The sequence below is a fragment of the Lentzea sp. NPDC020367 genome, assembly GCF_044387305.1.
Classification (GTDB): Bacteria; Actinomycetota; Actinomycetes; order Mycobacteriales; family Pseudonocardiaceae; genus Lentzea.
Window position 1 is genome coordinate 1 of the sequence record NZ_JBIRVV010000009.1, and the last position, 19,252, is coordinate 19,252.

Here is a 19,252-nt window from a genome sequence, read left to right on the forward strand (position 1 = left end):
TACTGCACTGGTTACGGTGTGGGAGAGTAGGTCGCCGCCGAACTTAATTTGCCCTGCGGGTTGAGCGCCACAAGCGCTCCCCGCAGGGCTTTTTCACGTTCTTTTCCATGCCTTCGTGCAAGTGGTGCCGTGTTCATTGAGCGGCTGTCCGGGTGATGAGACCCCGGCGAGCGGGTGATGCGAGTCAAGCCCGGCTTCCCGGTCCCTACCGTGATCGTCATGAACGAGCAGTGGGCAGGGGAGGCACCTTTGCGGTGGCGAGCGCGCAGGAGGCGGGGCAGGCACGCCCGCGAGCCCGCGTCGTCATCGCAGTCGGTCCTGCCCGCAGTGCTCGGCGTCGTGCTGCTGGTGTGCCTGATCCTCCTCCTGCTCACGTACCTCTAGCGGGACTGCAGCGCGTCGAGCGCCACGGCCTGGGCGATGACCAGCCGGCGATCGACGCCAGGATCCTGGACGGTGACCAGGTAGTGGTCACGAACCCAGGTCTTCTTGTCGACGCTGAACACGGAGGCGCCGTTCTCCGTCGTGAAGTCGAAGTGATAGCGCATGGGGAACGGCGCGTCTCCGATGTACGGGATCCACCCCCACAGCCGGCGAAAACCGGCGAGCCACTTGTTCCGCTCGGCGCCGGTCGTCTGCCCCCAGCCCGGCTGTTCCAGGTGCCAGGTCGACCGCAGCAGCGACTTGGCGAAGTCCTTGCGGAACAACCCGATCGACCTGCCCTGCTCGTCCGTCACGTCGTAGCCGCTGCCCAGATCGATCGCCTTGCGGGCGTTGAACTCGAACAGCACCCGGCTCTTCGACGAGTCGGTGTAGATCGTGACCCGTTCCTTGATCTTGAGCCTCTTCTGCTCGGCGAAGCCGACCAGCTGACCCGGTTGACCGTTGTCGTCGACGAAGACCTCGTACCGGTTGACCATGAACGTGACCTTCTGGTGCACGTGTAAGGCGTGCACGTTCTGCAGAGTCACAACTCCCCCTTCTCGACAGGCACAGGCGTCAGGCTCCCGGTCGGGAACCGCCGCTCGTTGCGTTCGATCTTGGCGAACGCGGCCTCGACGAGGTCGACGCCGAGCTTGTCCGCGAGCCTGGTGAGGTAGTGCATCACGTCAGCGAGCTCGTCCCGGACGTTCCAGGCGAGATCGGGGTCTTTCATCGCGTTTTCCGCCTCTTCCGGCGTCAGCCACTGGAAGAGGTCGGTCAGCTCGCCGACCTCCCCGGACAACGCCATCACCAGGTTCTTGGGCGTGTGGTAGCTGTCCCAGTCGCGGGCGGCGGCGAACGCGCGCAGGGCGTCCCTCAGGTCCACGAGATCACGCTGACTCATGCTCCACTAAGTACCACGTGGACGAACGAGCAAGGATGGCGGCCTTTCAAGCATGGATCGTCCGCGTCAATGTTGATTGGCTCTAGTCATGTCAACATCGAGCGCAATCAACACCTCGTCCATCCTCGTGCTCGGCGCCACCGGCAAGACCGGCCGCCGCGTCACCGCCCTTCTCGGCCCCGCCGCCCGGCCGGCGTCGCGCTCCGCGGCGTCGGTCCTGGGTGGGACGACCTTCGACTGGTCAGCCCCGGACACCTGGGAACCCGCGGTCGCCGGCACCACCGCTGTCTACGTCGTGCCGCCGGACAACCCCTCGCAGCTCGCGGAGTTCGTGACCGTCGCGGTGAAGGCGGGCGTCACCCGGCTCGTGCTGCTGTCGATGCGCGGCGCTCCCGGGGACGACCCGTTCGAGGCGGCCATCAAGGACTCGGGTGCCGAGTGGACGATCCTGCGGCCCACCTGGTTCATGCAGAACTTCGACGAGGACATGTTCGCCGAGCCCGTGCGGCACGGTGAGCTCGCTGTTCCCGCCGGTCAGGGCATCCACCCGTTCATCGACGTCGCAGACATCGCCGAGGTCGCTGTCGTCGCGCTGACCGAGCCCGGTCACCACGGGCAGACCTACGACCTGAGCGGGCCAGAGGCGTTGTCGTTCGCCGAGATGCTGGCGCGGATCGTCGCGGTGACGGGCGAACCCGTGCTGTACAACGAGATCGAGCCGGACGAGTTCGCTGCCGGCTTGCGCGCGCTCGGCTACCCGGACGAGATCGCCGACCTCGTCACGATGCTGCTCGTGCGCATCCGCACGGGAGAAGAGGCGCACCTGTCCGACGGCGTGCAGCGGGTTCTCGGCCGTGCGCCGCGGACGTTCGCCGACTACCTGGGCAGCAGCAAGTTCGCCTGAAGACCGCGCGTGCCTTCGTTGGTGATGACGGCTTCGCAGAGCGCGCGCCCCGTGCGGGCGCGCCACTCCTGCGCCATGTCGCAGTAGCGAAGACCCATCGCATACGTGAGCTGGCCGATGCTCTCGCCTTCGAGCAGCACCTCAAGGGTGTGTTCACCGGTGTGAGAGCCTCTAGCGATTCGGCAGTCGCGGAGTTCGGCGATCACGTGGACGGGAGTGCGGCCGTTCACGACGCGGTGCAGCACGTGCTGATGGGCTCTCTCGCCCACCACGGCGACCTGGTGTTCAGCAGGCAGCGTCGGTGCCGTGCCGAGTGCCTCGTGATCGAGCAGCAGCAGCCGCGGCACGCCGAGATGCAGGTGCACGCCGTAGGGCCGGCCGCCACCGATGATGCGGGCCGGGCACGAGCCGACCTCGCCGCGCTCGGCCAGTTCGAGCAGGAGCGGCTGGTACTCGACGGCCTGCTCGGTGCGCAGATAGCCGGCGGTGATCGCGGTGCCGTCGCCGCGCAGCAGGTCGACCCGCACCGCCGCGCGGTCGTGCCGGCTGGCGGACTCCGGCACCAGCACCGCGGTCGCCGGGACGGAGTTGTCGTCGTTGAGGTCGAGCGTGGAGTGCCGCGCGGCCTCGGCGATGGCGTCCTGGTGGTGCGCCTCGCCGACGATCGCCACCCGCCCGGCCGTGGACAGCCGGCGCAGGCGTGAGCGGGTGCGCGTCGGGGCGATCTGCTCGGCCGAGCTGTGCTTGGTGCCGATGAACATCAACGCGAACAGCGCGAGACCGATGACGAAGCCCAGGGGGCCGAAAGCAACGGTCAGAACCAGCGCGAGCACGGCAACGGCGATCAAAACGGCGGCAGGCGAAGGTTCTGTGCGTTGCTGCATCGTCATGGGGCATCCTCACGACTCGGCTTCCCGTCACTCTCAGTGTCGGGGATGCCGGACGATGCGTTTCACAGTTCGCTCATTTGGCCTAGTACGACGAACTGGAGACTCCAGCCCGTGACCAGATTTGATCAGTGGACCAGGGTGAGGCGCGCGCGTCCTCGCGGCCCCGGTTCTCCGCCACCCGGCAACGCGGTCAGCACGAGCCCGAACACCAGTCCGTTGAGTTCTTCGAGGCCGAGGTGCAGTTCCTTGGCGACGTGCAACGGCGGCGTGCCGTTCTCGCGGAGGACCTTGAACACCTTGGTGAGCAGCTTCGAGGTTTCGCGGCGCGTCATGCCGCCCGGCACGAGGCTGTGGACGTTCGCCCATTTCGTGAACTGGTCCCTGCCCACGTGCCAGTGCCGGTGGTCGGTGCCGGGCAGTTGCCGCTGGGGCATCAGGAACTCGGCGGCGAACTCGTGCGGCTCGTCGTGGCCGAGCAGCACCGCGAGCTGGACGGCCGCGTCGAACCGCGCCTGCTCCGGCGTCGCCGTCGGCGTGAGGAACACGAACGGAGTCCCGTTGTGCCAGCAGGAGAAAGCCTCCTGCGCGACGCAGTCGACCGGCAACGAGAACACCCGCACACCGTGGGACTCCAGCAGCTGAACCATGTTCGGCGCCGGCCCGGTGGCGAGCCGCCACGCGTCCCGCGTGCCCTGCGGCGAGGTCCGCGGCGGCGGCAGGGAGGGCTGGGGAAGCACGAACAGCCGCTCCAGCCAGCCGTTGAACTCGATCGCGAGCTGCGCCGCCGCCGTCGCCTGAGCGTCGAGCGGCGCGTTCTGCGGCCGCGGCGGCTCCGGCGCGGTCAGGAACTCGGCAGGAAAACCGAGCGCCCCGGCCAGCGACTCGACCGCGGCGGGTTTGGGCCTGCGCAGCCCGCGCTCGTACTCGCCGATGGCCCGCGCCGGCACGCCCGACTTCCGCGCCAACTCGGCCGCGGTGAGTCCGCGCCGGGTGCGGGCGAGCGTGAGTCGCGAGGGCGTGAGCATGATCCGGCCATTGTCGCCCTTGGATGATCGCGATGCCACGCGGGCCCTGCCGGTCGTGCGGGTCCCGTGACGAACCGCCGATCCTGCCGTGGCGGGGTCCGGAGCGTTGATCCCGTCAGGCTGCGCGGGACGCACGCACGTCCCGGGCGGCACGGACGAGGACGAACATGCTGATCGCCGCACCGATCGCAGCGAACACGACGGTCGCCACTGATGGGCTGATCGGCAGTTCAAGTGCCGCCGAACCACTGCGGCACAACACAGCCGGCGTGCTGTCGAGCTGCAACTCCGATGTGAAGCCAGTACCTGCGCGGATCTGCTTGACCGCGTCGTCCTCACACCACCCGCGGAGCGAGATGATCTGAGCGATGCCGGTGAAGGCCAGTGCGACGAACGTGGCGAACACGAACGCAGTGGCGACCACGACAGCCCGAGGGGAAGAACGAGTTTTCGACATGTCAGTGCAGATGACTCCGGTTCTCGAACCACTCGTCGTCATCAGGACGGCGTGTGGTCGCTCGTTGCTCCACTGCTGCCGGCTCAGGGGCGTCAGTGACGCGTTGCTTGAGCTGCAAGGCGTTGTCGAGCTCCTGCACCAGGTCAGCCATGCTGAAGTCGAGCGCCTCGGCGGTGAGCCACGGTTCCGCACCTTCGTACGTCGTGTTCGGTGCCAGGTGCCCGCGCCACCACTTCCTGCGGGTGGTCGAACTCAGCCGGATCGAGCGCGCATCCCTTCCCAGGCTGGCCCACGCCGCATGCCACCCCTTGTGATCACTTGATCTCTGAACGTAACAGGGGGTGTGTCGGTCGGCCTGTTGTTCGGAGAAAGGGCGTTCGGGGCGAACTCGATTGCCCAAAACCGCGTTCGATGAGGTGCTTGAGCAGCGCCCAGACATCGGGTGTGGACAGCCCCGTGACCTCGACGACTGGGTTGTCGTCATGGGCCCCTGGACCGCGAAGTCGACCACGACCTGAATTTCCAGACTGACCTGGAGTCGCGTGATCAGCCGCAGGTCGGGCAGCAGAGTCTCGGGTAGCGACCGCAAGACACCCAAGATCGGCGCGGTCACCGCGCTGGCTGCGATACCCGACCAGTGCCCGGTTCGGCTCGACGAACATGCTCTCCTGCGGGCCGTGGGGCCTTTACCACAGCTACAGGCACGCAGGGCTTGGTTGTCCTGGTGATCGTCGCCGGCAGCAGGATGCGTCGATCACCATGCTCTTCACGTCAGCGCCGGAGCGCGATGGGGAAGTCCACCTCCTCCGGACCATCCACATTGGGCGTTTTGCGCTGCGGGAACTCCATCGGCGGCAACGGGATCCGGTGCGCCCACCGCTCGATGATCTGGTTCTGCGGCGTCGGCTCCGGCTGCGACACCTCGCGCAACACCACGAGCCGATCCTCCAGCTGCAGCGGGTACGTCACCAGGAACCACAACTTCAGCCCCTCGCTGCGCATGTTCTCGAACAGCGCGAACTGGTCATGGTCGTTGTCCCGCATCATCGCCGCGATGGCGGGCCCTTTCGCGTAGTCACTGCGCAACGGCGCTTCCGGCGACCCCGTACCGCGATTGCCCTGCAACGTGCCGAGCAGGATCGGCCGCGACGGGTGCCGGATCAGGCCCGCGTTCCAGTGGTCGAGCCGCTCCCACCCCTCGGCCGCGAGGAGCTGGCGCAGCGTGCCCACCCGATGGATCCAGTCGAGCAGCCCTGGCGCGTTGGTCGGCCCGAACGGCGGCGAGGCGGCGCGCGCGTCGATACCCGCGGCGATCGCGCGGTCCAGGATCGCGAGGCGCAGGCCCAGGTCGGCGAGCTTCTCGCCGGTGGTGGGGGTGAGCTTGCGGAAGGCGGCGTTGGTCATGGACCGACGGTAGCGCCGGGGTCTGACATTTCCGGGAAACTGCTGGTCATGTACCGCTACGTCGACGCGGGTCCGGCTCCGCCCGCCACGTCCGAGGCCACGTCGAAGGTCATGCGCCGCACTCGCCGCGTCGGCACCGCGCCGGAACTGGCGGTCCGGCGAGCGCTGCACCGCCGGGGGCTGCGCTACCTCGTCGACGTCGCCCCGCCTGGCACCAACCGTCGTTGACGTGTCGACGTGCTGCTGCGAGAGGCGCGGATCGCGTTGTTCGTCGACGGCTGCTTCTGGCACTCGTGCCCGGAGCATGGTCATCTGCCGAAGGCGAACCGCGAGTGGTGGAGGGTGAAGCTGCACGGGGTGGTCGTTCGCGATCGGGACACCGATGCGCAGCTCACGTCCGCAGGCTGGTGCGTCGTCCGCGTGTGGGAGCACGAGGCCCCGGAAGACGTCGCTGACCGGATCGTCGAACTCGTGTCCGTGGGCCCGGCCGAGGCAGGAAGAAGCGGTGTCCCGGGCGAAGTCGCCCGGGACACCGCTCGAGCGGCCTTTCTCCTGGTCAGGCCGCCACCGGCGTGAGCTGGTGCAGCACGTCCCGCTCACCCAGCCGCTCCTGCGCCCACTCCACGACCGAGGCCTCCTGCGCGAACAGCACGATCTGCCGGTCCGCGGACAGCTGCAGCAGCAGGTCGAGCACGGCGCGGGTGCGGGCGTCGTCGGCCTGCACGGTGACGTCGTCCAGCAGTAGCGGGCACGGCTCGGAGGCGAGGTGTTGGGCGAGGGCTACGCGCAGCAGCAGGTAGATCTGTTCGGCGGTGCCGAGGGACAGGTGTGCTGCCTGGTGCCACGACTCGGAGGCCGCGCACACGCGCACGGTCAGGGTTGACGGGTCCACGGCGGCGTCGACGTAGCGGCCGTCGGTCACCGTGGGCAGCCAGGTTCGGAGCGCGTCTTCGAGGGCCGGGGCGATGGTGCTGTGCACCTTCTCGCGGGCCGCGGTCAGGTAGCGGGAGGCCAGGTCGATGGCTTCGACCTCGGCGGTCACCTCCGTCAGGGCGGCCGCGGCGACCTGGACGGCCTCCTCGGCCTCCGGGACGCTCGGCAGTGAGCGGGCCATCTCCGTGACGGTGGCCGCCAGCGAGTCCGCGGACGTGGCCAGGGACGGGTCCACCGGGTCGCAGGCCGCGTAGCGGAGGGCCGCTTCGAGGAGCGTGGCGTGGTGGGTCTGGGCCGCGGAGAGGGTGGTTTCGAGGTCGTCCAGGGTTCCCGAGGCCAGCAGCGACTGGAGTTCGGCCCACGCCTTGCGTTCGTCCTCGGCCTCGCGCAGGAGGTCGTCCCAGCCGCGTTGCCACTCGGCGATCGCGCGCAGCAGGTCCTCCGGGCGTTCGCCGGTGCGGCCGATCGCGGTCACGGCTTCGCGCAGCAGCCCGAGGGCTCGGGTGTGGGCGGCGGTGGCCTCGGCGACGGTGGCCTCGGCCTGGCGGCGGTCCGCGAGGGTTTGGGTCAGCTGGGGGCGGTGGGCCGCCATCAACGCCTGGCGGGCGCGCACCTTGCAGTCGGTCTCGTAGTCCACCAGCAGGTCCGGCACGGGCATCGCGGCGTCCACCTTGCCGCGCGCGGCGAGTTCCACCCGGATCGCCTTCTCGGTGCGGGCCACCTCGGACACCAGGTCTGCGTGCTCGGCCTCCCAGGCGGGGAGGTTCGCCAGGCGCCACAACGTTTCGCGGTCCGCGGGCACGCCCAGCGACGCGCACTCGGCGACGGCCGAGTCGTGGACGCGTGCGGCTTCCACGGCCACGGCTCGCTGGCCCTCGGCCTCGGCCAGGGCGCGGTCCGCGGCGAACAGCAGGCTTCGTGTCTGGTTGGCGGTGGTCGCGCGTTCCGCGGCGAAGGCGATGGCGATCTCGCGCTGGGCCGCGTTGCCGCGGGACATCGCGCCGCCGACGCCCGCCACCAGCGCGGCGACGAGGACGCCGATCGCGGCGAGTTGCTGGCCGGTCAGGAAGAGCAGCACGCCCACCAGGCTGGTGAGACAGCTCAGGGCCAGCAAAGCGTTGCGCAGGAACGGGTTCGGCACCGCGATCTCCTGCACCCGGGTCGCCGCCACGTCCGCTTCGACCTGGGTGCGGGCCGCGTTGGCGGCGGCCTCGTCCTGGAACTGGCGGGCGGTGTCGACGTCGATCGACGCGGTGGTCAGGCGGGCACCAGCGGCCGGGTCCAGGCGCGTCGCGAGGCCGCGCAGCACGGACGGTGCGGCGGTCGTCCGCGGTGACGGCCGGCGTTCGTCGTGCGCCGCGGCGACGGCGGACGCGGTCGCGTAGGCCGAGGCCACGACGCGAAGTTCGTCGTCCAGCGCGGTCTCGCCGACCGGGAAGTCCGGCAGGGCCCGGAGTTCGGCCTCCAGCGCCGACGCGGACGGGCCCGTCAGCGCGCGCGGGTTCGGCGCGGCACGCCACGCGGCCAGCGCGCGGTTCACCACCTGGGTCAGCTCCTCCTGCGCGGCCAGTCCGGACGGCGGCGAGTCGCCGAAGCGCTCCTGCAACTCGCTGAGCCGCGCCACCCGGGCAGAAAGCGCGTCGAGCGACGCCGCGTGTTCCTGAACGGCCAGGCGAGCACGAGCGGCAGCGGCCGAACGGGCCCGCGTGCTCAGTTCCAGATAACGGTCGTGCTCCCGGCGCGCCACGGTCAGGTCGGTTTCGGTCTCCCGCAAGCGGTTACGCGCGTCGCGCAACGCGTCGACGGGCGCGGTCAGCCGTTGCAACGCCTGCTCCACCGTGCCGTCCGTGCCCGCGGTGGCCGCCGCGCGCCGCAGGTGGTCCTGCAGGCCGTTCGCCGCGTCCAGCACGGTGAGCAGCTGTGCCTGGTCCACGCACGCGGTGGCGGTGAACGACGTGCGATCGAGGCCGAGCCGGAGCGAGACGTCCGGGGACGCGTCGTCGTTCAGATCACGGTCCACCGCGACGACTTCACCGGACTCCAGCGACACCATCGCCGCCACCCGCCAGGACTCGCCGGTCCACGGACGGTGCCGCGCCGACGGTTCACCGCAGAGAGCCGCGCGGATGGCGGCGTGCCAGGACGACTTCGCGGACTCGTTCACGCCCGACACCACGGTCAGACCGGGCGCCAACGGCAGCGTGCGATCGTGCAGGGGTCCGAACGCGTGCGCGGTGACGGACTCGATCCTCATCGTTCCTCCAACGCCCGCAGGCCGGTCGACAGCACGCGGCCGCGCAGCGTCATGTCCAAAGAAGGATCCGCGAGCACGTCGCGCACGAACTGGCCGCGCACGGTCCGTTCCGCGGCGACGGTGTCGAAGTCCAGCAACGGGAACGTCCGCTCGGCGTCCAGCCAGCCGAGCGACCGCGACGCCGACACGTCGAACACCTCGCGCGACACCGAACCGTCCTCGCGCACCGTGCACAGAACGGCCCCGCGCTCACCGGTCTCGCCCGGCGTCAGCGGATCCGGGTTGCCGGGGAACGTGTAGTCGGCGGCGTGCTCGGGCGTGTGCACGTGTCCGAGGAACGCGTGGTCCAGCCCGGTGATCGCGACGTCGCCGGGCGTGGAACCGTGGCACAGCGCCAGGTTCACGCCGCCGCGGTTCACCGCGAAGCCGTCGAGGACGTCCCGCGCGGGGCCGGGTCCGACGTGCGCGGTGCCCCACAGCGTGACGCCGTCGGTGAGTTCCACCGGGGTCAGCGACTCCGACGAGAACACGTGCACGTTCGGCGTCCAGTCCACCTGCTGGTAGACCGACTGCGGCCCGTACCAGTCGTCGTTGCCCGGCGCCAGGAACACCGGCAGCGAGCAGTCGAACGCCGATCGCAGGAACGCGGCGGTGGAAGGGGAACAGCGATCGTGCTCGTACAGGTCGCCGGCGCAGAGCATCGCGTCGGCACCGGTCTCCTGGGCGAGATCGACGATGTGGCCCAGGGTGTCACGCAGGGCTTGACGCCGCTCCGGGCCCGCGCTGGGAAAGCGCGTGTCCAGGTGCAGGTCCGCGAACAGCAGCAGTTTCACCGGTGCCTTCAGGTCAGTTCGATGGTGCCGGACAGGGTCAGGGGCAGCCCGAGCGCCTCGCTCACGGCCTCGGTGTCGGCGTGCCAGCCGACCAGTTCCGCGACGGTGGGGGTGAGCTCGTAGCCGTGGTGCCGGATCGCGCGGCTCAGCGCGTGCCACAGCTGGGAGGCGTCGTGCGCCACATCAGGGTCTGCGTGGAACGGAAGGCTGACCAGCAGCGCGTGCACCGGCTGGTCGGTGTTCTCGGCGCCGCAGGCACGCGCCACCGAGCGTTCCACCGCCGTGCGCAACAGTTCGGCACAGCAACGGATTCGCACGCCGTCGAGCTGCTCCGGGCGTGCCAGCAGGTTCGCGACGCACGTCAGCCGGTCCTGCACGTCCGAAGGGAGGTTCACCGCTGCAGCCATCCCGCTAGCAGTTCGGTGTCGCGGATCAGCACGTCCAGATCCCCGCTCTCCCCGCCGACTCGGCACGCTTGCAGCAGATCGACCGCCCATGATCCGACCACGTCCTCCAGATGCGGCAACAGCTTCGCCGGTTCGGCGAAGTCGTCGAGCACGGCCAGTGCGAGCTTCTGCCTGGTCGTCAACGCGCACTCCAGCACGCGTTCGACCTCGGCGTGCGGCATTCCGCGCCCGAGCCGTTCGCGCCGGAACCTCGCGTGCGACGCCTCTTCCAACGCCGTCCGGCAGCACGACGCCACCAGTTCGGCCCGCAACGTCTCCGGCAGATCCAAATCGGTGCGCATCGCGCGGGCGTCGTTCAGGCACCGGCCGACGGCGTCGTCGGACATCCGCACCTGCACAACGGATCCCTCGCTGCGGCAGACCTCCCAGACGGTGCCGCTGAGCCGCAACCGCCGCAACGCCTCCACCAGTCGTTCGTCGTGCGTGAAGACCACGACCTGGCGGGTGAGCCCGACGTCCGCGAGCACCTGCGCCAGACCGTCCACTTTGGACGCGTCCATCGCCTGCACGGGGTCGTCGATCATCACGAACCGGAACGGGCTCTCGTCCACCATCGCGCGCGGCAGGAACAGCGCCAGCCCCAGCGAGTGCAGCTCTCCCTGGCTCATCACCGCCAGCGCCGAGTTGGAGGCACCGTCGACCGACACGTCCAGCTCGACGTTGCGGGTACCGCCCATGCGCACCGCGCCCAGGTCGACGTTGCTCTGCTGGCGCAACCGCTGCCAGATCCGCTGCGACTCCTTGGCGAACGGCGCGATGCGCTCGGAGCGCAGGGTGGCCGCGGTCTTGCGGATCCAGTTCTCCGCCTCCGTCACGTCGGCGAGCCCCTCGGCGTCCTCCAGTGCCTGCTGGGCCTGGGAATGCCACTCGAACAACGCGATCGCCATCGGCCGCCACACCAGGTCGCGCCGGTCGATCTGCTCACGTGCCACGGACTTCAGCTGTTCCACGGCCTTCGCGAGCTCCGCGTAGCGGCCGAACATCTCCTGGCGCAGCCGCATCGGGTCGTCGAGCGAGGCGCACGCCTCCCACGCCTGCCACGCGTGCAGCACGGCCGTCGTGTCGAGCATGTCCTGCGCCTCGACCAGCACGTCCGGCACCGGCTGGCACAACGCGCGGGTGGCCGCCACCGCGACGTCCAGCCGGTCCGCTGCCTCGTGCAGGTCCGCGGCGGCCTTGGCGAGGTGCTCGGCGCGTTGCTTGGCCTTGCCGAGCCACAGCTTGTCGAGCCGGCCGAGGTCGCACACCGGGCACGACTCGGTGCCGCCGGACTCCTGCAGCTGGATCGCGAGCCGCAGGATCTCGCTGCTGCGCAACGAGTCCTGCGCGTTGGCGGTCGCCACCGCGGTCACCGCGCCGAGCGCCAGGTCGAGCGTCTCGCGCACCCGCTCGATCTCGTCCTCCGGCGGCAGCGAGATGTCCACGATCTGGTGCAGCAGGCTCGTTCCGCTGCCGACGTCGGCCCTGAGCGCGAGGTCCGCGATCGCGTCGAGGTCGGGGGAGTCGCTGCCGAGCAGTTCGGCGGCACGGCGGGCGCGTTCGTCCGCGGAGGCCGCCAGTTCGGCGCGCACTCGTTCCCGTCGGTCGTAGGGGCGGGCGACGATCTCCGCGAGCCGCTTGCGGTGCTCGGCGAGCGACTGCTGCGCCTCGGTGATCGCCTCCAGACCCAGAAGGCGGTGCATCGCCTCGTAGAGGTCCTCTGGCTGTGCGTCGAGAACGGTCCCCAGTTCGCTGTAGGGCAGAAACGGCCGGTAGGTCTCCAGTGCGTCGTGCCACCTGCGGTCGTCGAACGGCTCGTCGTCCTGCGTCCACTCGCCCTGCGCCGGGTCCTCGTCCGGCGCCCAGCGCCTTCGGATCGTCGTCCTGCCAGGCCGCGCGGCCTGGACGAGGTCCAGTTCGACGGCGGTGTCCGGGCGGTGCAGGTTGCGCCAGCCCTGCAGCCACACGTCGTGCCGCGCACGGGTCCAGCGGGCGTTGTAGCCGGTCAGCGCCAGTTCGGCGGCCTCGGCGAAGCTCGACTTGCCCGAGCCGTTGCGGCCGGTGACGACGGTCAGCCCGGGACCTGGTGCGAGCGGCAGGCGTGCCTGGGGACCGATGCCCCGGAAACCGCGCACCCGGATCTCCGACAGGTAGATCCCGTGACCGGGTCCGTCCGTCTGCTCCCGCGGGGCGCCCTCCTGATCGGGCACGCCGGCGAGAGCGCGGTCCAGCGCCTCCTCGCCCCGGCACGCCGCCAGCACCAGTTCTGCCGCTCGTGGGGTGAGATCGTCTTTGGCCAGTCGCCCGGCCATCAGTTCGAGTAACCCGGCTTCACCCGCCACGGTCACATTTCCTCCAGCTGCCACCACTCGATAGGGCGGCAACTTAGGCACGAAAGTGGAGCTACTGGTGAGTACTCACACGATCGAGTGGTGTTACATAGGGTGACTAAAGTAGGTCGTCGTCGTTATGGCCCCCACACCTGAAGGCCCCTGATCACGAAGTACGCGTCCGGCACGTAGGTGCCGTGTCTCGGGTAGGTGGTGAACTCGGCCTCGGTCGAGCAGTTCTCCCGCTGGTACACGCTCGCGTCCCTGCTCAGACGGTTTGCGAAGGACCTGCCGACGACGGTCAGCGTGATGCACTCGTTCGGGTTCGCCGTCTCCAGGTCGAGGCGCTGCACGGCCCCCGTGTAGTCCGGCCCCGCCCACACGCAGAACTCGCCCTTGTCGCAGGTCTTGTCACTCTGCGCAACAGCGATCCCACTGGAGGCAACCGCGCCCGCAGTGATCACCAGGGCGGCGATGAGGCTCTTCGACGACATGGACGCACCTCCGTTGCGACGAGTGTGCGTCCGTTCGGATCAATCGGCTAGACGATCTTGGAGCGCCTTCGCGTCACGTGGGGCGTAGGCCTTCGCGTCGTTGTCGAAGTAGACGAACACGTCACCGTGCTCGCGCCACGCCCTGACCTTCCCGGCCCACAGGTCGAGGCCCTCGTCGGTGTAGCCGCTGACGTAGAGCTCGTCGTGGCCGTGCAGCCGCACGTAGACGAAGTCGCTCGTCACCTCTTCGATGAACGGGTACTTGCCGGCGGCGTCCGCGACCACCAGCGCGATGTCGTGGCGCCGGAGCAGGTCGACGAACTCCGGCGTCTGGTAGCTGTCGTGGCGGACTTCGAGGGCGTGGCGCATCGGCCGTTCGGCGTCCGTGGTGGTGTGCGCGGGGTCGACGCGGTGGTCGTGCCGTTTCGCGATCTCGGCGGCCTCGGTGGTGGTGCGGGGGAGGCCCTCGAAGAAGGCGGTGAGCAGGTCCGCGTCGAACTGGAGCGTCGGTGGGAGCTGCCAGAGGATCGGGCCGAGCTTCGGGCCCAGCGCGAGCACCCCGGACGCCAGGTAGTTCGCGAGGAGCTCGTGGCCGTCCTTGAGGCGCTTCATGTGGGTGATGAAACGGCTGCCCTTGACGGCGAACACGAAGTCGTCGGGTGTCTCGGCGGCCCACTTCTGGTAGCTGGACGGGCGTTGCAGCGAGTAGAAGGAGCCGTTGATCTCGACCGAGCTGAGCTGCTCGCTGAGGTAGGCCAGCTCGCGCTTCTGCGTGACGCCCTTGGGGTAGAACACGCCGCGCCAGGGCGGGTAGACCCACCCCGAAGTGCCGATCCTGACCTCGCCCATGCGGTTATCGTGACACGGTGGACGAATACCTTCAGCGCATCGGTGCCTCACGCACGTCGTCGCTGGCAGAGCTGCACGAACGGCATCTGCTGACCGTTCCGTTCGAGAACCTCCACACCCACATGGACACCCGGATCGTGCTGGAGATCCCGTGGCTGTACGAGAAGATCGTGGTGCAGCGCCGTGGCGGGTTCTGCTACGAGCTCAACGGGATGTTCGCGGAGTTGTTGCGAGACTTGGGACATGAGGTCGACCTGCTCGCGGCGCGCGTGTACGGCGAGGGGCAACGGCTCGGGCCGCCGTTCGACCACATGGCGTTGCTCGTGGACGGTGCCTGGCTGGTGGACGTCGGGTTCGGGGCGTTCTCGCTGCACCCGCTGTCGTGGACGTCGCGGGAGGACCAGAAGGACCCGGGCGGCGTGTTCCGGCTGGCGGACAACGGCGACGACGTTGATGTGTTCCACGATGGCTCGCCGGCCTATCGGCTGGAGCGCAGGCCTCGTGAGCTGGCGGAGTTCGTGCCGACCTGCTGGTGGCAGCAGACCTCGCCGGAGTCGCACTTCCGCAAGGGGCCGATGGCGACCCGCGCGTTGCCGGTCGGGCGGATCACCGTGACGGACAAGAAGATCGTGCTGACGGAGAACGGCCACAAGACCTCGACCGACGTCGAGGATCCTGCGGCCGCTTTCCAGGACTACTTCGGAATCTACTTCCGGCAGAGCAACGCGTCCGGCGTCCTGCGCCAGTTGTAGGCGACACCGGCGATGTGCTCGTCCTGCGCGCACTGGCCCTTGTAGTGCCCGTTGGCCCAGTCGCCGCCCTGGTCCGGCCGGTTGTCGCCCCGGTCGAACCAGATGACGCGGGTGGAGGTTCCCTGCGCGACTGGCGCGCAGACCAGCGTGAAGTTCGCATAGCCGACGGCCGCGTTCCCGTTCGGGCACTGGAGCTTCGTGTACCCGGACGCCCAGTCGTTGGTCACGTGCTGCTCGTTGGTGACCCTGGTCGTGTTGCTCCACTGTGGACCGCTGACGCACAGGCCGCGGTTGCCGGTGTGGCTGATGCCGACGAGCTTCTCGTTCTGCGGGCACGATTCCTTGATGAGCTGGTTCCAGCGGGTCTCGCGCGGGATCTGCCCGGTGCGGCTGGAGGCGTTGACGAGGCGGTTCCACGCGCCGGCCCGCCAGTCGTCGCCGTCGTTGACGCCCATGCGGTTTCCGGCGGCGTCCCAGTGCAGCAACGCCCAACCGTTGCCGCCCCGGTTGGTGTGGAAACCGACGAGCGGCCAGTACGCGAAGTCGGTGTCGTTCGCGATCAGCTGGTTCACGAACCGCTCGAACCAGTCGCGCGCCACGGGGTTGTGCTCGTCGCGGCCGCCGACGCCGAACTCGCTGATCCACAGCGGCGCGGTGAAGTGCTTCTGCGCCTCGGTGATGAAGAAGGCCTGGCGTTGCAGGACGTTGATGTGCTCCTGCGGCGAGAGGTCCTGGTAGCGCGGGTCGCTCGTCTCACCGATTCCCGAGGCGCCGCTGTGGTTCGGGCCCGTGTAGCCGTAGAAGTGGGCGGAGTAGACGAGCTTGTCGGGGTTGGCGAGCGTGTGGCTGAGGAAGCGCGCCGGCTCCAGGGTCGGGCGGCCGTGCGCGAAGCCGTCGACGGGGATTCCGGTCCAGTTGATGCCCTCGACGACGACCAGCAGGTCCGGTGCGGTCTGCTGGATGCGGTCCGCGGCCTGCTGCGAGGCCTTGTGCCAGTCGTGGTCGTTGCCCCAGCCCCAGTTCGGGTCGTCCCAGACGTTGCGGCGCACCTCGTTGTAGAGGTCGGCGCCGACGACCCGCTTGTTCGCCTTGTAGCGGTCCGTCATGAACGCCCAGTCGTTGATCCACTGGTCGGTGCTCTGGCTGGTGTTCCACCGCTCGTTGCCGTCGACGCCGCAACACCAGCGCGACGTCGTCGTGTGGTTGTTGAGGATGACGGCGAGGTTGTTGCGGGTCAGCTCGGCCACGACCGCGTCGTAGACCTCGAGTGGCCGCTTTCCGTTGAGCTGCGCGTCTTTCAGGCCGTTGACGGGGTTGGTGTCCTTGATCATCTGGTTGGAGAACGGCAGCCGGATGCTGTTGACGCCGATCTCCTTGAAGCCACTGATGATCGTGGCCATGGTCGCGCGGTCGAGCCCGAGCGGGACCTGGTCGGCCTTCTCGCCGGAGTGGTGGTTGGCGGGGTCGTTGATGTCGCCGGAACCGTTGTAGGTGCCGCTGGCACCGTGCCAGTTGCCGGACTTGAGCTTGAAGCGGTCGCCGTGTGCGTCGACGATCCACCGGCCTCGGGTGCTGAGGGGGCCCGTCCAGGCCGCCTCCTCCGCGTGCGCTTGCACGGGAGCCACGAGACTCGCGGCCAGGAGCAGGGGAGCCAAGACGCGAATCGTTCTCATATCTGAACAGGCTAGTTGACAACCGGGGTGCCGCATCAAATACTCGGAACCGAGCGATCGGAGCCGAGTGATGAAGAACCCGCTGGGTATGGCGGTGCTGGGATTGCTGCTGGAGTCGCCTTTGCACCCACACGCGATGGCGGCCACGTTGCGCGAACGCGGCATGGACAGGTCTTTCAAAGTCACGACAGGTTCGCTCTACGACGTGGTGCGCGCGCTCATGCGTGAGGGCTGGATCGAGGCGCGCGAGACGGTGAAGGTCGGTGCCCGGCCGGAACGGACGATCTACGGGCTCACCGCGGCGGGGCGGGAGGAGTTCACCCGCTGGGTCGACCGGCTGGTGCGCGAACCGCAGGCCGAGTTCCCGAAGTTCCTGTCCGCCGTCAGCTACCTCGGCGCGCTCGGGCCTTCCGGCGCGGCGGAGGCGTTGCGGGAGAGGGCGGAGCGGTTGCGGGCGTCGCTGGAGGAGATGCGCGGGTCCCACCGAGCCGCGTTGGAGCAGGTGCCGCGGCTGTTCGTGGTGGAGGTCGAGTACGCGGTCCGCCTGGCGGAGGCCGAGCTCGAGTGGGTCGAGGAGATCGTCGGCGACGTCGAGTCCGGGCGGCTCGCGTGGCCCGAGGGGGAGCGATGACGGTTCTGGTCGCCGGCGCGGGTCCGGCGGGGTTGATGGTGGCGGCCGAGCTCGCGCTGGCCGGTGTCGAGGTGGCCGTGGTGGACGCGGCGCCTCGGCGGTTTCCGCATCCGCGTGGCTTCACGTTGTCCGCGCGCAGCCTGGAGCTGCTCGACCGGCGCGGGCTCGCCGAGCGGTTCCTCGCGGAGGGACCCGTTGTGCCGTACGGGATGTTCCTGCCGGGGATGGGCCTCGACTTCTCCGTGATGGACACCGATCACCCGTACGCGCTCGGCATCGCGCAGAACCGCGTCGAGGAGCTGCTGGAGGAGTGGCTCGCCGAACTCGGCGTGCGTGTCCAGTGGGGGCGTGAGGTCGTTGACTTCTCGCAGGATCCTGACGGTGTCGACGTCGTCGTTGGTGATGAGCGTTGGCGTGTCTCGTATCTGGTCGGATGCGACGGCAGTCGCAGCGTGGTGCGCAAGCGCGCCGGGATCGCCTTTCCCGGCGTGGACGCGACTTCGCACGGGTTGATCGCGGACGTCGAGGCCGACTTCGACGCGCTGGCGACCGGTGAGGTGTTCGTGCTGCCCCGTCCGGGGTACGTGCGGATCGTGCTGGACGAGCCGGAGCCGCGCTCCGGTCCGGTCGAGCTCGGGTACGTCCAGGAACTGCTGAACGCGCGCCTGGGCCGGGTGGTGCCGCTGGGGAGGCCGTTGTGGCTCAGCAGGTTCTCCGACGCGGCCCGGCAGGCGGAGAGCTACGTGCGGGGGCGGGTGATCCTGGCCGGTGACTCCGCGCACGTTCATCCGCCCGCCGGGGCGGTCGGGGTGAACGTGGCGCTGGCCGACGCGATGAACCTCGGCTGGAAGCTCGCCGCGACCGTCTCCGGCCGGGCGCCGGACGGCCTGCTGCAGACCTACCACGACGAACGGCATCCGGTGGGGGCGCGCGTGGTGCGGACGACGCGCGCGCAGTCGTTGCTGGGACGCGAGGACCTCTCGCCGGTGCGAGAGCTTCTAACGGAACTGAGCGGGGTGGCGGGCAAGTACCTCGCCGAGCTCGTCACCGGCGTCGACACGCGGTATGACCCCCGTATACCGGGAGACCACCCGCTGCTCGGGCGTCTGGCGCCGAACCTCGCGGTGGAGGTCGGCGGCAGGTCCACCACCGTCGCGGAGTTGCTGCGTCCCGGCCAGCCGGTGCTGCTCGACGACCTCGACGACCTCGGCGGCGTGCTGATCAGGCCGGACGGGCACGTCGCCTGGATCGCCGACCCGGACACGCTCCCCGCCGCGCTGCGGACGTGGACCGGGCCGTGATCGCTGTAGCAGATCTGTAGCACTTATTGATGGGTTGAGCTACAGTGGTGGCATGCAGCAGCTCAAAGCCATCGGCCAGCGTGAGCTCCGCAACGACAACGCGGAGATCATGCGGCGCGTCGAGGCGGGTGAGAGCTTCGTCGTCACCCGCAACAACAAGCCCGTCGCCCAGCTCTCGCCCTATCGCGCGGAGGTCGTCTCGAAGCCTTCGCTGGGCGAGGTGCAGGTGCTGTTCGGCACCCTGCCGTCCGTCGACGCGGACCGCTGGGAGGCCGACCGGCGAGCCGCCGACGAGGTGTTCGGCACCGACGACCCGCTGGCAGACCCGTGGCAGAGCTGAGCTGTCTGCTCGACACCTGCGTGCTGATCAGGCTGGAGCGGGCGAACCTGGGCGAGTACCTGAACGCCCGGCCGTTCCTGAGCGCCGTCACGATCGCGGAGCTGGCGTTCGGGCTCGACACCGAGGACCCGGTCGAGCGGTTCGCCCGCACGGAGCGGTACTACGCGGCGCTGCAGACGTTCGAGGTGCTGCCGTTCGGCGTCGAGGAGGCCAAGGTCTACGGCCAGATGGCCTCGCTGGTGCGCCGGGCGGGCCGCAGTCCGCGGCCGCGGCGGATGGACCTGCAGATCGCGGCCACGGCGGCGGTCGCGGGCCTGCCGGTGCTGACGATGAACGTCAAGGACTTCAAGGACGTCGAACGGCTCGTCGAGGTCGTGCCGATCCGTCAGGTCTGACCGGATGCCGCCGG

23 protein-coding genes are annotated in these 19,252 nt (G+C 69.4%); 9 read left to right on the forward strand and 14 right to left on the reverse strand.

The window, feature by feature from the left end; all coding sequences use genetic code 11:
- Window positions 1-219 precede the first annotated feature (219 nt).
- Window positions 220-384 carry a hypothetical protein gene (locus ACH413_RS32335; RefSeq protein ID WP_360046650.1) on the forward strand — a complete coding sequence of 55 codons (165 nt, stop codon included), beginning with the start codon at window positions 220-222 and terminating at the stop codon, window positions 382-384.
- Here ACH413_RS32335 and ACH413_RS32340 read toward each other — a convergent pair.
- Both ACH413_RS32340 and ACH413_RS32345 read right to left on the reverse strand, forming a co-directional pair.
- Window positions 381-971 carry a hypothetical protein gene (locus tag ACH413_RS32340; RefSeq protein WP_360046651.1) on the reverse strand — a complete coding sequence of 197 codons (591 nt, stop codon included), beginning with the start codon at window positions 969-971 and terminating at the stop codon, window positions 381-383. The two genes, ACH413_RS32335 and ACH413_RS32340, sit on opposite strands and share 4 nt — an antisense overlap.
- Entirely contained in the window at window positions 968-1,327 is a 360-nt protein-coding gene (locus tag ACH413_RS32345) for a nucleotide pyrophosphohydrolase (protein ID WP_360046652.1), read from the reverse strand. The genes ACH413_RS32340 and ACH413_RS32345 overlap by 4 nt, the downstream gene beginning before the upstream one ends.
- An 88-nt stretch (window positions 1,328-1,415) precedes the next feature.
- Between ACH413_RS32345 and ACH413_RS32350 the strand changes: the two genes are divergently transcribed.
- Window positions 1,416-2,231, forward strand: coding sequence for an NAD(P)H-binding protein (locus tag ACH413_RS32350; RefSeq protein WP_360046653.1), 816 nt, complete (start codon window positions 1,416-1,418; stop codon window positions 2,229-2,231).
- Here ACH413_RS32350 and ACH413_RS32355 read toward each other — a convergent pair.
- The 5 genes from ACH413_RS32355 to ACH413_RS32375 form a co-directional block, all read right to left on the reverse strand.
- Entirely contained in the window at window positions 2,204-3,121 is a 918-nt protein-coding gene (locus ACH413_RS32355) for a hypothetical protein (protein ID WP_360046654.1), read from the reverse strand. The two genes, ACH413_RS32350 and ACH413_RS32355, sit on opposite strands and share 28 nt — an antisense overlap.
- A 125-nt stretch (window positions 3,122-3,246) precedes the next feature.
- Window positions 3,247-4,146: an XRE family transcriptional regulator gene (locus ACH413_RS32360; RefSeq protein ID WP_360046655.1), complete on the reverse strand. Its 900-nt coding sequence runs from the start codon at window positions 4,144-4,146 to the stop codon at window positions 3,247-3,249.
- A 115-nt stretch (window positions 4,147-4,261) separates the two neighbouring features.
- Window positions 4,262-4,570 carry a hypothetical protein gene (locus ACH413_RS32365; RefSeq protein ID WP_360046656.1) on the reverse strand — a complete coding sequence of 103 codons (309 nt, stop codon included), beginning with the start codon at window positions 4,568-4,570 and terminating at the stop codon, window positions 4,262-4,264.
- A 34-nt stretch (window positions 4,571-4,604) separates the two neighbouring features.
- Window positions 4,605-5,216 carry a hypothetical protein gene (locus ACH413_RS32370; protein WP_360046657.1) on the reverse strand — a complete coding sequence of 204 codons (612 nt, stop codon included), beginning with the start codon at window positions 5,214-5,216 and terminating at the stop codon, window positions 4,605-4,607.
- A gap of 158 nt (window positions 5,217-5,374) precedes the next feature.
- On the reverse strand, window positions 5,375-6,007 hold the full coding sequence (locus ACH413_RS32375) for a hypothetical protein (protein ID WP_360046658.1): 633 nt from the start codon (window positions 6,005-6,007) through the stop codon (window positions 5,375-5,377).
- A gap of 48 nt (window positions 6,008-6,055) precedes the next feature.
- Between ACH413_RS32375 and ACH413_RS32380 the strand changes: the two genes are divergently transcribed.
- Both ACH413_RS32380 and ACH413_RS32385 read left to right on the forward strand, forming a co-directional pair.
- Entirely contained in the window at window positions 6,056-6,235 is a 180-nt protein-coding gene (locus ACH413_RS32380) for a hypothetical protein (protein ID WP_360046659.1), read from the forward strand.
- Between the two features lie 9 nt (window positions 6,236-6,244).
- Window positions 6,245-6,583, forward strand: a complete 339-nt coding sequence (locus ACH413_RS32385; protein WP_360046660.1) for a hypothetical protein — start codon at window positions 6,245-6,247, stop codon at window positions 6,581-6,583.
- On the opposite strand, the gene ACH413_RS32390 is transcribed toward ACH413_RS32385, so the two are convergent.
- The 6 genes from ACH413_RS32390 to ACH413_RS32415 form a co-directional block, all read right to left on the reverse strand.
- Window positions 6,564-9,194 (reverse strand): AAA family ATPase, encoded by a 2,631-nt coding sequence (locus ACH413_RS32390; protein ID WP_360046661.1) that lies wholly within the window; start codon window positions 9,192-9,194, stop codon window positions 6,564-6,566. The two genes, ACH413_RS32385 and ACH413_RS32390, sit on opposite strands and share 20 nt — an antisense overlap.
- Entirely contained in the window at window positions 9,191-10,027 is an 837-nt protein-coding gene (locus ACH413_RS32395; RefSeq protein WP_360046662.1) for a metallophosphoesterase, read from the reverse strand. The genes ACH413_RS32390 and ACH413_RS32395 overlap by 4 nt, the downstream gene beginning before the upstream one ends.
- Window positions 10,028-10,035: 8 nt before the next feature.
- A complete protein-coding gene (locus ACH413_RS32400) occupies window positions 10,036-10,422 on the reverse strand; it encodes a hypothetical protein (protein WP_360046663.1) in 387 nt (128 codons plus the stop codon).
- Entirely contained in the window at window positions 10,419-12,785 is a 2,367-nt protein-coding gene (locus tag ACH413_RS32405) for an AAA family ATPase (protein ID WP_360046664.1), read from the reverse strand. Before ACH413_RS32405 ends, ACH413_RS32400 begins: the two co-directional genes overlap by 4 nt.
- Window positions 12,786-12,940: 155 nt before the next feature.
- Entirely contained in the window at window positions 12,941-13,297 is a 357-nt protein-coding gene (locus ACH413_RS32410) for a peptidase inhibitor family I36 protein (protein WP_360046665.1), read from the reverse strand.
- A gap of 39 nt (window positions 13,298-13,336) precedes the next feature.
- Window positions 13,337-14,146 (reverse strand): DUF72 domain-containing protein, encoded by an 810-nt coding sequence (locus ACH413_RS32415; RefSeq protein WP_360046666.1) that lies wholly within the window; start codon window positions 14,144-14,146, stop codon window positions 13,337-13,339.
- A 17-nt stretch (window positions 14,147-14,163) separates the two neighbouring features.
- Between ACH413_RS32415 and ACH413_RS32420 the strand changes: the two genes are divergently transcribed.
- Window positions 14,164-14,898: an arylamine N-acetyltransferase gene (locus ACH413_RS32420; protein ID WP_360046667.1), complete on the forward strand. Its 735-nt coding sequence runs from the start codon at window positions 14,164-14,166 to the stop codon at window positions 14,896-14,898.
- Here ACH413_RS32420 and ACH413_RS32425 read toward each other — a convergent pair.
- A complete protein-coding gene (locus tag ACH413_RS32425) occupies window positions 14,853-16,553 on the reverse strand; it encodes a cellulase family glycosylhydrolase (protein WP_360046668.1) in 1,701 nt (566 codons plus the stop codon). The genes ACH413_RS32420 and ACH413_RS32425 overlap by 46 nt on opposite strands.
- A gap of 88 nt (window positions 16,554-16,641) precedes the next feature.
- Here ACH413_RS32425 and ACH413_RS32430 point away from each other — a divergent pair, with 88 nt between their 5' ends.
- Genes ACH413_RS32430 through ACH413_RS32445 form a run of 4 tightly spaced genes read left to right on the forward strand, consistent with a single transcriptional unit; the run spans window position 16,642 to window position 19,238 of the window.
- Entirely contained in the window at window positions 16,642-17,202 is a 561-nt protein-coding gene (locus ACH413_RS32430) for a PadR family transcriptional regulator (protein ID WP_360046669.1), read from the forward strand.
- Window positions 17,199-18,503 (forward strand): FAD-dependent monooxygenase, encoded by a 1,305-nt coding sequence (locus ACH413_RS32435; RefSeq protein WP_360046670.1) that lies wholly within the window; start codon window positions 17,199-17,201, stop codon window positions 18,501-18,503. The genes ACH413_RS32430 and ACH413_RS32435 overlap by 4 nt, the downstream gene beginning before the upstream one ends.
- Window positions 18,504-18,555: 52 nt before the next feature.
- Window positions 18,556-18,843, forward strand: a complete 288-nt coding sequence (locus ACH413_RS32440) for a type II toxin-antitoxin system prevent-host-death family antitoxin (RefSeq protein WP_360046671.1) — start codon at window positions 18,556-18,558, stop codon at window positions 18,841-18,843.
- The gene (locus ACH413_RS32445) at window positions 18,831-19,238 is read left to right on the forward strand and encodes a type II toxin-antitoxin system VapC family toxin (protein ID WP_245822608.1); all 408 of its coding nucleotides are present in this window, start codon (window positions 18,831-18,833) and stop codon (window positions 19,236-19,238) included. The genes ACH413_RS32440 and ACH413_RS32445 overlap by 13 nt, the downstream gene beginning before the upstream one ends.
- Window positions 19,239-19,252: the final 14 nt, after the last annotated feature.

Coding starts and splice junctions, on each gene's coding strand:
- ACH413_RS32345 (WP_360046652.1), bottom strand. CDS start 1,327: ATGAGTCAGCGTGATCTCGTGGACCTGAGGGACGCCCTGCGCGCGTTC.
- ACH413_RS32435 (WP_360046670.1), top strand. CDS start 17,199: ATGACGGTTCTGGTCGCCGGCGCGGGTCCGGCGGGGTTGATGGTGGCG.
- ACH413_RS32430 (WP_360046669.1), top strand. CDS start 16,642: ATGAAGAACCCGCTGGGTATGGCGGTGCTGGGATTGCTGCTGGAGTCG.
- ACH413_RS32440 (WP_360046671.1), top strand. CDS start 18,556: ATGCAGCAGCTCAAAGCCATCGGCCAGCGTGAGCTCCGCAACGACAAC.
- ACH413_RS32355 (WP_360046654.1), bottom strand. CDS start 3,121: ATGACGATGCAGCAACGCACAGAACCTTCGCCTGCCGCCGTTTTGATC.
- ACH413_RS32405 (WP_360046664.1), bottom strand. CDS start 12,785: ATGGCCGGGCGACTGGCCAAAGACGATCTCACCCCACGAGCGGCAGAA.
- ACH413_RS32380 (WP_360046659.1), top strand. CDS start 6,056: ATGTACCGCTACGTCGACGCGGGTCCGGCTCCGCCCGCCACGTCCGAG.
- ACH413_RS32390 (WP_360046661.1), bottom strand. CDS start 9,194: ATGAGGATCGAGTCCGTCACCGCGCACGCGTTCGGACCCCTGCACGAT.
- ACH413_RS32410 (WP_360046665.1), bottom strand. CDS start 13,297: ATGTCGTCGAAGAGCCTCATCGCCGCCCTGGTGATCACTGCGGGCGCG.
- ACH413_RS32375 (WP_360046658.1), bottom strand. CDS start 6,007: ATGACCAACGCCGCCTTCCGCAAGCTCACCCCCACCACCGGCGAGAAG.
- ACH413_RS32350 (WP_360046653.1), top strand. CDS start 1,416: ATGTCAACATCGAGCGCAATCAACACCTCGTCCATCCTCGTGCTCGGC.
- ACH413_RS32335 (WP_360046650.1), top strand. CDS start 220: ATGAACGAGCAGTGGGCAGGGGAGGCACCTTTGCGGTGGCGAGCGCGC.
- ACH413_RS32360 (WP_360046655.1), bottom strand. CDS start 4,146: ATGCTCACGCCCTCGCGACTCACGCTCGCCCGCACCCGGCGCGGACTC.
- ACH413_RS32415 (WP_360046666.1), bottom strand. CDS start 14,146: ATGGGCGAGGTCAGGATCGGCACTTCGGGGTGGGTCTACCCGCCCTGG.